Here is an 11453-nt window from a genome sequence, read left to right as displayed (position 1 = left end):
AAAATAGGGTTCCAGCAGACTTTTACGTAAGCACAGCATTATTAAAAGCAACGCATTGCTTACGTAAAAGTCTGCTGGAACCCTAAGCTGGAACCCTAAGCTGGATTGTCTGAATCGATAAAGATACACTCTAGCCCGTAAGTTTCTTCAATTAATTTCTTAAGTGCAAGTACACCAAATCTTTCTGTTGCATTGTGGCCACCTGCAAAGAAGTGAATTCCTTCTTCACGAGACTCATGCCAGTCATGCTCACTCATTTCACCTGTAAGATAAGCATCAAGTCCTTCGCGGACACAGTAGCGCCAGTCTGAATTTGCACCACCTGTGATGATGCCCATTGATGAAATCTCATCATCACTAGGTTCACTATGAATTATTTCGTGATTTAGAACTTTCTTTAATAGTTCTTTTAGTTCTTTTGGTTTTAATGGTTTTTCAAAGCTCCCCTGAACACCTGTTGGCATTCCCTTGTAGTCTCCATATGGTTTGAGATCTTTTAGGCCTAACTCTTTGGCAATTCCTGCTGCATTTCCATCTTCAAGATGGGCATCAAGAGGTAAGTGGTAGCCGAATAGATTGATATCATTTTGAATAAGAGGCTTTACTCTCTTTGCGAAGCTTCCTGTAATTGTTCTGACACCGTGGAATTTCCAAAAAAGCCCATGGTGTACAATCATGGCATCTGCGCCGAATTCACAGGCCTTTGCAATAGAGTCTCTTTGTGCTGAAACAGCAAATGCTATTTTTGAAATCTCTGGTCGACCTTCGATTTGTAGGCCATTTGGGCCGTAGTCGTTATACTCGTAAGTGTTAAGGTGTTTTGCTAAGAACTTTCCAAGCTCACTTGCTGAGATTTTTGTCATAAATGATATCCATACCGTTAAAATTATTGTGTTGGTTGGTTATCATTATCCCCTTGGCGGCCAGAGAAATCAACTTTGAACTTCTCAAATCCACGAGTCTTATCCGTATTCTCTGGTTTTGTTACACTAGAGCGGATTTTACTTACTGTGTGGCGTAGTTCTTGATTTTCTGGGACTAGTTTTAGAGCAACCTCGAATTCTTCCATGGCCTTATCAAAATTATTAAGCTGCATATAGGCGCGGCCTGCATTGATATATGGATATTCGCGATTTGTGTACTTAGGTGCTTTTTTTGCAAGCTCATACCATTTGATTGACTCATTGATATGACCTTCATTTAAAAGAAGTGTTCCTAGATCATTATAAGGAGCACCATATTCTGGATCGATTTCAATTGCCTTTAGGCAAAGTGACTTCGCATCTTCAATATTTCCCATTTGTGAAGTTACCCAACCCATAAGAGTTAGAACTTCCGCTGTTTCTTTATGGCCACGGGCCTTATTAAATAACTCTAATGCTCCGGCCAGGTCTTTTTTAGAAACTAGCACATGGGCATCTGAAATATATTGCTCGTACTTTTCTTCTCTTTTGGCATTCATTCCAAGAATTGGTGCCGTTTTAGAGTGAGCAAGATTTAGGATCTCAAGGGATTCTAGGAAGTATAGTGGAGGAGTGAAGTCTTCTTCGTGCTCCATATCTTCATCATCTTCATCCACTCGTCCACCTTCAATAAGTGTGAATGGACCTTTCTTAATGATTTCTTTTGCAACAACGACTTCTTTCTTTTCCTTAATATCGATTGCTTTTAAAAGCCCCATTCTCGGAGTGGCAACATCAAGTGATGAGCGCTCGATTAAGATTAGGTGAAGTTCTCTTGTGTACTTATATGAAAGGTTGATGAGGCGAGTGATAACGCCAACAACTTCATCATCATTTTTTGGAGCGAGAGCAATAAAGCTTTCGATAAAGTTATTCATGAGCCTTAAGTTTTCACGCCCTTGACGAAAATTATTTTGGTGGAGAAGACTAAGATCACCAAAGTGAGATGGAATTAGTAATTCACTTACTAGCTTATCGTATTCAGAACTAAACTCTTCAATAATAAGGCGTGCCTTAGCATCGAGGTGAGTCTCGCTTAATTCACAAACAGCATGTAGAATCCTATCTAGGTAGCTTCTTGATTGTGTAAGTTCACTTAATAAAATTTCTTGAATAGTATTCATCTTAGTGATTTCTTCCCTTGAATATTCATATTTCGTCCCTGAAATATGCACTCTATGATTCATCTTGTCTACGTTGTGACGCATCAACAAGTCGTTGACATGTTACTTTATACATATACACATTACGTGCCAAAATTCTTAATTGTAACTGTCTGATATTTGATAGGTGAAAATAAGATGGGGCCAAAATATTGGCCCCAGTGTCTATAATTTATCTCTTTTTCGTTTTTTGGATAAGTGCTCTAAGTGTTCATTATTCAAGAGCTTTTGTTTCGTACTTAAGAAGGTTTCCAGCATCATTGGCCTTATCATATGCCGTTGAGATTCTTTGGAAGATATTGTCCGATTTTGAACCAATTGCTGACTTACCCTTAAAGTTAAGTGAACTTAGGTTACGGTTTTGGTTCTTCTTAAACATATTGCTAAATGGGTTACCATTATTCTTCTTTTTAACTGAAGCAGTTCCTCGTCCACCGACAAAGCTTGGGCCGCGGCCACCAACGTAGCTGATACCTTTTAAACCACTTCCCGCATTTCCAGAAAGGGCCTCCGGTTGACCTGCGCCACCTGCCGATGAGCCACCGCCACCGCCACCACCGCCAGGTGAGCTTCCTCCACCTCCGGCACCTTGTGCAAGTTGTCCTCCTTCAGATACTGTTGCAACTGGACCAAAGTTACCTTTAAGTCCACCACCTGTTTTTGCTTTGTTAACAACAGTTGATGTATCCACACCAGCTGATGTTGGGTCATCAGTACTTGCGGCCGTTGCTGCTACTGCCTGATCTTGTTCTGTATGTTGATAGGCCTGGTTTGTACCAAAGCCACCGACAGAGTAGTCCCCAAATGATGGAACATTAACTGTATTTGCCCAACCTGACTGACATTGTGCATGTGTTGGGTGGGCCTGGCAAAACTCCATATAGACATCTTGGTTTTCAAAGAAGTCCTCTGGAAGTTCCATTGTATCCATTCCTTCAATTTTACCAATGGCATTTGAAATCATCTTTTGTTGCTTTCCAAGTTGGCTTACGGCCATTTGTTCTTTGGCCACATCAACCCCAGCTTCAGCTGCGATTTGGTTACCAGCTCTCTTAGCGCCACCATTCTTTAAGATAGCAAACTTTTTAAAGTTGATACGACATAATTGTTCTGAAGAACCAACTGAGTCAGCTCCTCCACCATTCCTAACATATTCTTCAATACCTAGTAGGGCCTGTTCAACTGGTTTAGTACATAGCTCACTTGATTCGAAATAAGTTTCGCTTGTTGGAATACTTGAAGTCATTGTTAAGATTGTACCAAGTCTTGCAACTTCAATAGTACGACGTGTTTCGGCCATTGTTTGTTGCTTTGCTAACCCATCTTTTTGAGATTTTAGGGCCGTTGTTGTTACGTTTTCTGACGCATCCATATTCATTAGTTTATTTTGTTGTTTATTACTAAAGTCCTGCGCTTGAAATTGTTGAAAAGTTGCATTGGCAGTCTTTCCAAGTTGGGCAGCGTTGTGTGCTAGAACTAGATTTGAACATTCGTCGTAGTCGATTGTCTCAAGGCCTGAAAGCTTACAAGTGATACGCCCATCAATTGAAGTAAGTTTTTCTGGGGTAGAGTACTGATCTTCTGATTGGCGATCTTCTGCAAAATTTTCACCAAATGCAGCTGCAACTTGGTTACATGCTGTAACGTTCTTAACAGCTGTTGAAATTGCATTATTATCAACTTTTTTATTATCTGCATAAATGAAAACAGCAACGGCCTTAGTGTAGTCAATAGATGACGAGCTACCATTGCGGTAAACTTCTTGGGCAACATCCTGCCAATTTGCATTACCATTTTTTCCCGAAACTTTAAAAGCACGCTGACACTTTATAGCACCACTACTACCTGTGAAATCTGGTTCGACATTTTTAAAATCAAGTGATGAAACAGATTTTGCACATGCCATAAAGGCATCGATATTTGATTTTTTCTCTTTAGTCGTCATTTCTTGTAAACAACCATCCCAATCTGCATGCTTTGGATTGTCTGAGCCGTTGTCAGTATCTCTCCCTGGATCTTGTGGAGGTTCTGGAGGATTTTGATCCTTGTCAGCTACTCCATTGGCAAAGCCTCTTTCTTTCTCATAAATGAGATCTTCGCATTTCTTTCTCACCTCTTCATCAGATGGCGTGGCAAGTCCCTCGAAAGAGTAGTTGAACTTGTGGATATTACCTTCGCTATCTGGACATTCTAGTGACGCATAGGCAGAGCTAAGTGGCACTGAAGCTAGCAGAAGAGATAAGGTAAATGTGTTTAATAAAGTTGTTTTCTTGCTCATAAGTGACTCGAAAGTTAGGTTTTCCTTACTTAAATTATAAGTTCTAATCGGTTAATTTCTTTGAAAAGTTGAGTATTTAAGCATGTTTTAGGCATTTGAGGGGTGTTGCACAAGATAAGTCCTTAAAAATATGTTCATTTTTGAGGACCGGCCATGTAAAATTAAATTTTACGAATGCCCATGATTGTGGCCATTTAAGGGAATTTAATAACTTAGAGGTAGGACCTATGACTTCACAAATAGCAAAAAGAGCACTTACGATCGACGATTTTAATATTGAAGAAGCAATCTATGAGTTTCAGGTTCAAGAGACTCATCTTGATACTTTCGGCCATATGAATAATGCAACCTACCTGACGATTTTTGAACAGGCCCGTTGGGATATGATCACGAAGAATGGTTGGGGCATGGATCGCATTATGCGTGAGAAAAGAGGACCGGTCGTTTTAGATATTAATATCACTTTTAAATCAGAACTACGCCTAAGACAAATGGTGAAGATTCGCTCAAAAGCGACGAATTTTGTGAATAGTAAGGTTCTTACTTACGAGCAGGAAATGTTTGATGATAGTGGAAAGGTTTACACTAAATTCAAAATGACTGCAGGTCTATTTGATCTTAAAGAAAGAAAACTGATGGGCCACGATCCTGAATGGCTAAAGGCCGTAGGACTTACTTTAAAAGCCTAAAGAAGTGGTGATAAATTTCTTGTGAGCTTGCTTTAACTTCCTTCAAATAAGTAAGCTCATTCATCTTCGGATGCTCCAGTAGCTCACAAAATAAATCGTAAGTATATTCTTGATGATACTCAGATGAAACCTTATTGTAGCTTATATGCCATGCCTCTGGCGCAACTCCACCGAGATCCTCAACATATGGCCTATAATAAGAATAGCTACACTTATCTTCAATCTTTGTATTCAACCATTTACTAAATTCAAAAAATGGCCCACCTTCTGAAAATTCTTCTGGTACGAGTTGAATATGATAGCCTTCAGGCCAACTATTGCCATCGACAACATCAAGCTCTGTTCCCCAGTGGTGACGGGAAGTTCCTGGTAGTGCTGACCAGTTGATAATAGCGCTTACAATTTCTGAAGGGGAGAGTTTTGTGTGATCTAGTTCATTTCCCGTGCGATCATAGATAGGGCGTTTGCCGGTGCACTTTTCATTCCAAATTCTTAACTGGTCATCAAATGAGCGAAAGGAGCTTGTGACATAGAAGTCGATTCCTTCTTTTAGCGCATCTTCTTTAAATCTTTTAAAGTCTTCAAATGAATCTTTGTGGAAGTAGCGATTGATACTCTCATCATAAATGAGGTGTTCTTTGGTCATACCGAATAGAACTTCCTTGTCTATCTTCTTACTCATATAAATTCCAATTATTATTCAGAGAATAATTTTTTCAGTCCTGACTGAACGTAGCGATGAGAGATCACTTTGAAAATAGAAACCGACTTGTCTTTGATAATATCGTTATCACCATAGTCATATTTCTTTTTAGAGTCACCGTCACCTGCGCCTGCTCCAAAGCTTAAAACTTGTGAGCTTGAGCTGTCATCAAACTTCCAACGATTTGTGTTATTTGTTGTTTTTCTAACTGTTTTCTTTGCCGGTGCTGCAAGTCCCTTCGCCGGAAGTTTTGCTGAAACACTTTCAACTGCATTTTGAAAAGAAGGCTCTGTTGGTCTTAGACGAGCAAAAGCCTCACTTGCACCACTTCCATTAAAGATTGATACATTGTTATTGTCACCATATTTACCAGCTTGTTTAGCAAGTTCATCACTGATCTTGCTAAGCCCAAGTCCTGTGTTCTTCTTAAATGGATTCTCTAGCTTCTTCTTTATTGCATCCATTGCCTTGGCCGCCATGGCCGCTTGTGCATCAGTTGTTGAAGCATTGTAAGTTCCACCGTTTCCTTGAGTTGCTGCATTGGCCGCTCTAATGGCCTCAGATACATCAAGACCACCTAGAGAGCTTAGAGCAGTAGGGGAAACCGTAATCTTCTTACAAGCATTCTCACCCTTATTATTCTTAAGCTTACGACAATTACATTCGCGGTCAAACTTCCCATCAACATAGAAACAACCTTGTGGGTTACTAACTTGGCCCGCACGAGATGAATCTGCTGAGGCAATAAATGAACCATTATATTTGTTCCAATAATCCTGACATGTTTTCGACTTCTCACGATTAGGGTTTTTATTCCCCTCGGCCGTATAACAGTAACAGGCTGGGTTACTTAAGCTGTCTCTTCCATCTGGACAAAAAGAGGCAACACTTTTTACATACTTTTCTTTTAGAATTTTGATCTGCTCAACATTTGATTTGGCATCTTTATTATTCTTTTTCGCTTGGTTTGAAACTGTTAGAGCCGCAGGTACTGTAACCGCTGAAGCAACAATTACTGTACAAGGATTATTAGTGATTGAGCGAAAGCCATTTGCCATATCACTGAAGTTCCACTTTGAAGCACCACCAGCTTCACCTGGTGACTGATTCATACAACTTGTTCCAAATGAAGAGAATGTTTCATAAACTGCAACAGCAGCTGCTGCCGTATAACCTAAGGCAAGTGTCTTATACTGCTTGGCCTGCTTTGAAGAGACATCTGCTAGGTATTGCTGCTCTTTCTCAAGCATATCAAATGCTGCAATCTGAGCGTTCTTCATTGTTTCTGGATCTTTTGAGATCTCTTCGTATTCTTCTTTAAATTCTTTTGTTTTCTTCTTTACGTCTTCTTTGTTGATCTTTGTCTGATAGAAGCTATAGGCCGAAACCGCACCCACCAGCATACAAGACTTACAGCTTGAACGGTTCTCATCTTTTGAGACCTCTGCTTTCTTTGCTCCGGCATCTTGTACGTTTCCATCTCCTTTAACTGTATTATCAACTGGCTTTTTGGCCGCATCTTCACCATTAAAGAACTTAGGAACAACGAGGGCCGTAACACCTGTCACAATACCCCAAGCTTCAGCAAAACCTGTAATGAGATTTCCTTTACCCTTGCTCTCAACCTCACTATCAGAAACTCGCCCTGCATTTAATTCATTAATTGTTTTTTGTTGTCTGGCATCTGCTGCTGCTTTCATACAAGCATTACGCTCAGTCTCACTCGACTTAGAATCGCAGTCTTGATATTCATCTCTGTTCTTAATTGAACCCTCTGTATACATACAGCGATTTAAGCTCGCGTTGAAAACCTGTCCTGTCGGGCAGTTTGTTGTCGCAAAGACTTCGAAGTGTCCAAGTGCAAAACTTAAAAATATGAGTGTCAAAATAATGCCTTTCATTTTTACTTTTCCTGCTTTTTTAGGCTATCAATCTAGTTACTTACTTAGTATAACAGCAAAGCCTTAGTTATTAATAGTAGGGCAATTGCTGTTTAATCATTTAAGTTTCTGTTATTACAGGGGTTTGGTTGTGAATTTTAGACGTATTTTGGTGTTATTCTTTGCTTTTGTAAGCCTTAAAACTTTGGCACTGCCACTAAGTGATCTACAAACAGGTGATATTATCCTGTTAGATATGGACTGCTTTAGTTGCGAGTTAATTGAAAATGAAACTGGTGGCCCTTTTTCTCATTCGGGAATCGTTTTGAAGCTAGGTTCACAAGTCTATGTGGCCCAATCTCTTGGAAGTGTTCACCATATCCCACTTCAGGCCTTCCTAGGATACTCTAATAAAGTTCCTCATGTGATTCGCCCAAAACATATTAACTTCTCAAAGAAAAGAAAATTACTTGAAAATTACAAGAGAAAATATCTTGGAATGGATTTTGATCACGACTATGTTTGGGATGATGAAAAGCTCTACTGTTCAGAGTTTATCTATAAACTTTTAAAAAGCGTTTACGCCATTGAGAAGTTTAAGCCGATTCCTATGACATATGATAAGAATCCAAAGGGCTGGAAGATCTACTTTGGTGGAAAACTTCCTCCAAGTGGGAAGTTAGGACTTTCTCCTAATGATTTCTTCTTCTCAACAGGATTTGATGGTGACTTCAAGGATATGGGGCCGTTATATTAAATTGTGAATCAATTTAATCAGGCCCATACAGAAAGCGACCACTTTCTCAAATCTCAGACACTTATTGAGCTAGCTCAAAGAGCACTTTCTCTTACGTCTCTTAGCGCTCAAAACCTAAAGGCCTTGGAAGTTGGCTGTGGCCAAGGACTCCAGTTGGCCGACTTCGATTTCTCTAAGTTATTAGGAATTGATATCTCTGAAGCCGCCGTTAAGAAGGCCAAAAGCAACTTTCCAAATGATGAGTTTAAATGCCTCTCAAGCCTTGAGTTAGGGCAATTACAAGAGAGTTTTGATTTTATCTTCGATGCTCACCAGATTCACTACCTACAATCTCAAGATGAAATTTCTCGCTATATAAATAGTGTCTACGGACAACTAAGTAATGGGGGAGTTTTCTGTTTTGAAGCAATGGTTAAGAGTAAGGAGATGATCCTTTCTGATTTATCTGTTACTGTTTTAGATTACCTTGAGTATGAGCGAATCGTGACAGAGGCCGGACTTCGTATTATTTACTTGATGCTTCCGAGTGGGCGCAAGATTATTGCCGATAAAAAAAGAAGGGCCGCTCTTTCGAGCGACCCGGATGTCTTACTGGTCATTGCTACTAAGGAAGACGTAGCAAATTAGTTACAGATTCCCAAAATATTTCCGACTATTCTTCGTCGTGTGGAGTACGCCCCACTACTGATTTTTTCTCCTTTTGTTGCTTGAGTCTTTCTACATATAGAAAACGAATATCTCTTGCAGTTAGTACATCACCATTTGCTAATTTGATTTGTGCACCATCTTTTAATCCTTCAAGATTTCCAAAAGTTTTTCTGATCTTTGCCACTTTTGTGATGTCGAGGAATTCACCATTGAATGTTTCAATTGCCATGGCGCGATCTAGTTTTTGAATCTGCTCTGGCGTGATTCTCTTCATCGTTCTTGCATGAACTCTTTCCTGGATTGTTATCGATAACATAACTAATCCTAAAGTGATGTAAAGTGCTCTCCTTAATGTACTTTTCATAATGGCCTCTTTTCCGCTAAGTTCGTTCTTCCTGAAGCCTTCAGCTTTAAACATCCTGTTTAAGAGCTTTGTTGCTATAGTAAAAGCATGAACTGTGCCAAAAATTGAACACGTACAATCAGCTACTTAGCTGGTTGTGGGTGGTGTCGTTAGGGAAGGGGGGCGCTTTTTGGCCCTATTTATGAACAATAAAGGCCCCAAAATGGGGCCTTTATGATTATTTGATATGTATTTTAAGATTAGGCTTTAAGACAGTCTTCTGCTTGTTCTGGATTTTCTGTACATTCGTCTTTCTTATCGCAGAATTGGCAATCTTCACCGATGAGCTTTCCAAGTCCACCACAAGATCCTTGTAGCTTTCTATTTGATAGAATCACACCAACTGCCATTCCTGTAATTGATAGAGCAAGTACAGCGAAAGTAATAAGGAATAGTTTAATGTTAGCATCCATAATATTCTCCGATAAAAATTATCTGATTAGATTACTCTGTCACCTTATCAAATCCTGGCGTTGATGTCTCTAAATACTTTCCTGATCCATCATCTGAACGGTAGATAAAGAACGCCTTCAATTTATTTTCTTTAGCAAAGGCTATGGCCTTCTTTGCACCCATTGCCATTAAGGCCGTGGCCCAGGCATCCGCATCCATACAAGTGTCAGAGATAACACTAACTGAAGCAAGTTGCGATTCTACAGGTGAACCAGATTTGAAATTTATCGTATGCTGATAGCGCTTGCCACCTTCTTTGAAAAAGTTTCGGTAGTCGCCAGAAGTGGCAAGGGCAACATTCTTGATTTTCACGACCTTTACAACAGGATTATTATCCTTGTTATTTGGAGATTCAACACCAATACGCCACGGACGAGTCAGAGATTCACCCATCGTTCGAACCTCGCCGCCAACTTCCACAAGGGCATTCTTAATTCCTCTTGCTTGAAGAAGTTCGATGATTGCGTCAACTCCAAAGCCTTTGGCAGAAGCTGATAGATCAAGATAAACACCGTCAATAGTTTTTGTTAAGACACCATCTTTGAAAATGATTTTCTCAAATCCAACCTTATGCTTGGCCGCATCGATATCTTCTTTAGAAGGGATCTTGCGTTTGCCATTAGGCCCAAAGCCCCAAAGGTTTACAAGTGTTCCAATTGTTGGATCAAATGTTCCATCAGTCTTCTTTGCAACGTCTAGTGCGTGCTTTAGCGTTCTTGTAAAGTCTTGGCCAGGGTAGAATTTTTCATTCTTTGCCATTTTATTAAAGAGTGAAATTTCCGAATCCTTAATATAAGTACTCATGGCCTTATTGACTTCATCTAATCTTATCTCAATATCTTTTTTTACCGTGTCTTCATCGAAGCCGTTAGGAGCAAGATACTTGATATGATATGTCGTACCCATGGTTGGGCCTGTGACACGATAAATTTGCAGTTTTTCACTATTGCAAGAAGTTAAGACTCCTAACAATAGGGCCATTCCAAATATAAAGATTTTGTTAAGTCTCATTAATTAAACGCCTGTTCCTCAAGAATTTTTCTTTCGCTATCAAGGTCTCTCTTGTCGGCCTTTTCTTCGCTAAATTTTTCGCCGTAGCGCGCCTTAAGCTTTGTGATATTTCTCTCCATGACATCTTCAAATTTGATTCCAAGCTCATCTCCAACAATGGCCATATACCAGAAAAGATCTCCTAATTCTTCCGCTAGATTTACGCGGTCAAGCTCCTTACCATAGAATATATGCTTCTTTAGAGCATCGAGGAATTCTCCAGCTTCTGTTGAAAGACCAATTCCTGCGTGAAGTAGTCTCTTAATTCCATCGTCATTTAGGCGAGTATTCATCGCATCAAAATCTCTTGATTCTGTTCTGATTGCATCACTCATATATTTCTTTGAATCCATAATTTCTCCTGTCAAAAGTTGGGTAGTTGATCGAACTTTATCACTTTGATTTTTATCTAGTCAAAGCTTGCCTGTGCAAAAAGAAAACTTCACGAACTGTTAAGATATAAGGTA

General features: G+C 39.6%; 12 protein-coding genes. 3 read left to right on the top strand and 9 right to left on the bottom strand.

The features are described from left to right. Positions 1-95: 95 nt before the first annotated feature. The 3 genes from ABMA78_RS00835 to ABMA78_RS00825 all read right to left on the bottom strand — a co-directional run bounded on the left by ABMA78_RS00835 (position 96) and on the right by ABMA78_RS00825 (position 4403). Complete coding sequence (locus ABMA78_RS00835) at positions 96-863, bottom strand: Nif3-like dinuclear metal center hexameric protein (RefSeq protein WP_392856103.1); 768 nt, start codon at positions 861-863, stop codon at positions 96-98. A 23-nt stretch (positions 864-886) separates the two neighbouring features. After that, positions 887-2170: a tetratricopeptide repeat protein gene (locus ABMA78_RS00830; protein ID WP_392856102.1), complete on the bottom strand. Its 1284-nt coding sequence runs from the start codon at positions 2168-2170 to the stop codon at positions 887-889. A 169-nt stretch (positions 2171-2339) separates the two neighbouring features. Further along, a complete protein-coding gene (locus ABMA78_RS00825; protein ID WP_392856100.1) occupies positions 2340-4403 on the bottom strand; it encodes a hypothetical protein in 2064 nt (687 codons plus the stop codon). Between the two features lie 227 nt (positions 4404-4630). Here ABMA78_RS00825 and ABMA78_RS00820 point away from each other — a divergent pair, with 227 nt between their 5' ends. Further along, complete coding sequence (locus tag ABMA78_RS00820; protein ID WP_392856098.1) at positions 4631-5092, top strand: acyl-CoA thioesterase; 462 nt, start codon at positions 4631-4633, stop codon at positions 5090-5092. Here the strand turns inward: ABMA78_RS00820 and ABMA78_RS00815 are convergent. Further along, positions 5076-5774, bottom strand: coding sequence for a M15 family metallopeptidase (locus tag ABMA78_RS00815; RefSeq protein ID WP_392856096.1), 699 nt, complete (start codon positions 5772-5774; stop codon positions 5076-5078). The two genes, ABMA78_RS00820 and ABMA78_RS00815, sit on opposite strands and share 17 nt — an antisense overlap. 14 nt (positions 5775-5788) lie before the next feature. Further along, positions 5789-7696 carry a hypothetical protein gene (locus tag ABMA78_RS00810; RefSeq protein ID WP_392856093.1) on the bottom strand — a complete coding sequence of 636 codons (1908 nt, stop codon included), beginning with the start codon at positions 7694-7696 and terminating at the stop codon, positions 5789-5791. Positions 7697-7826: 130 nt separating this feature from the next. On the opposite strand from ABMA78_RS00810, the gene ABMA78_RS00805 reads away from it, so the two are divergent. Both ABMA78_RS00805 and ABMA78_RS00800 read left to right on the top strand, forming a co-directional pair. Next, positions 7827-8432: a YiiX/YebB-like N1pC/P60 family cysteine hydrolase gene (locus ABMA78_RS00805; protein WP_392856091.1), complete on the top strand. Its 606-nt coding sequence runs from the start codon at positions 7827-7829 to the stop codon at positions 8430-8432. A gap of 3 nt (positions 8433-8435) precedes the next feature. Then, positions 8436-9059 (top strand): class I SAM-dependent methyltransferase, encoded by a 624-nt coding sequence (locus ABMA78_RS00800; RefSeq protein WP_392856088.1) that lies wholly within the window; start codon positions 8436-8438, stop codon positions 9057-9059. Between the two features lie 25 nt (positions 9060-9084). On the opposite strand, the gene ABMA78_RS00795 is transcribed toward ABMA78_RS00800, so the two are convergent. The 4 genes from ABMA78_RS00795 to ABMA78_RS00780 form a co-directional block, all read right to left on the bottom strand. After that, positions 9085-9396: a hypothetical protein gene (locus ABMA78_RS00795; protein WP_392856087.1), complete on the bottom strand. Its 312-nt coding sequence runs from the start codon at positions 9394-9396 to the stop codon at positions 9085-9087. 287 nt (positions 9397-9683) lie between these two features. Beyond that, on the bottom strand, positions 9684-9896 hold the full coding sequence (gene nqrM / locus ABMA78_RS00790) for a (Na+)-NQR maturation NqrM (RefSeq protein ID WP_392856084.1): 213 nt from the start codon (positions 9894-9896) through the stop codon (positions 9684-9686). A 31-nt stretch (positions 9897-9927) separates the two neighbouring features. Then, on the bottom strand, positions 9928-10947 hold the full coding sequence (locus ABMA78_RS00785) for an FAD:protein FMN transferase (protein WP_392856083.1): 1020 nt from the start codon (positions 10945-10947) through the stop codon (positions 9928-9930). Then, on the bottom strand, positions 10947-11339 hold the full coding sequence (locus ABMA78_RS00780; protein WP_392856080.1) for a nucleoside triphosphate pyrophosphohydrolase family protein: 393 nt from the start codon (positions 11337-11339) through the stop codon (positions 10947-10949). Before ABMA78_RS00780 ends, ABMA78_RS00785 begins: the two co-directional genes overlap by 1 nt. Positions 11340-11453: the final 114 nt, after the last annotated feature.

The sequence above is a fragment of the Halobacteriovorax sp. RZ-2 genome (assembly GCF_043196685.1).
GTDB lineage: Bacteria > Bdellovibrionota > Bacteriovoracia > Bacteriovoracales > Bacteriovoracaceae > Halobacteriovorax_A.
Note: the sequence above shows the minus strand (reverse complement) of the source record. Positions and strands in the feature narration are given on the sequence as shown.

Excerpts from the sequence above, each read along its gene's own strand:
- ABMA78_RS00835 (WP_392856103.1), bottom strand. The coding sequence starts at position 863 with ATGACAAAAATCTCAGCAAGTGAGCTTGGAAAGTTCTTAGCAAAACAC.
- ABMA78_RS00830 (WP_392856102.1), bottom strand. The coding sequence starts at position 2,170 with ATGCGTCACAACGTAGACAAGATGAATCATAGAGTGCATATTTCAGGG.
- ABMA78_RS00825 (WP_392856100.1), bottom strand. The coding sequence starts at position 4,403 with ATGAGCAAGAAAACAACTTTATTAAACACATTTACCTTATCTCTTCTG.
- ABMA78_RS00820 (WP_392856098.1), top strand. The coding sequence starts at position 4,631 with ATGACTTCACAAATAGCAAAAAGAGCACTTACGATCGACGATTTTAAT.
- ABMA78_RS00815 (WP_392856096.1), bottom strand. The coding sequence starts at position 5,774 with ATGAGTAAGAAGATAGACAAGGAAGTTCTATTCGGTATGACCAAAGAA.
- ABMA78_RS00810 (WP_392856093.1), bottom strand. The coding sequence starts at position 7,696 with ATGAAAGGCATTATTTTGACACTCATATTTTTAAGTTTTGCACTTGGA.
- ABMA78_RS00795 (WP_392856087.1), bottom strand. The coding sequence starts at position 9,396 with ATGTTATCGATAACAATCCAGGAAAGAGTTCATGCAAGAACGATGAAG.
- nqrM (WP_392856084.1), bottom strand. The coding sequence starts at position 9,896 with ATGGATGCTAACATTAAACTATTCCTTATTACTTTCGCTGTACTTGCT.
- ABMA78_RS00785 (WP_392856083.1), bottom strand. The coding sequence starts at position 10,947 with ATGAGACTTAACAAAATCTTTATATTTGGAATGGCCCTATTGTTAGGA.
- ABMA78_RS00780 (WP_392856080.1), bottom strand. The coding sequence starts at position 11,339 with ATGGATTCAAAGAAATATATGAGTGATGCAATCAGAACAGAATCAAGA.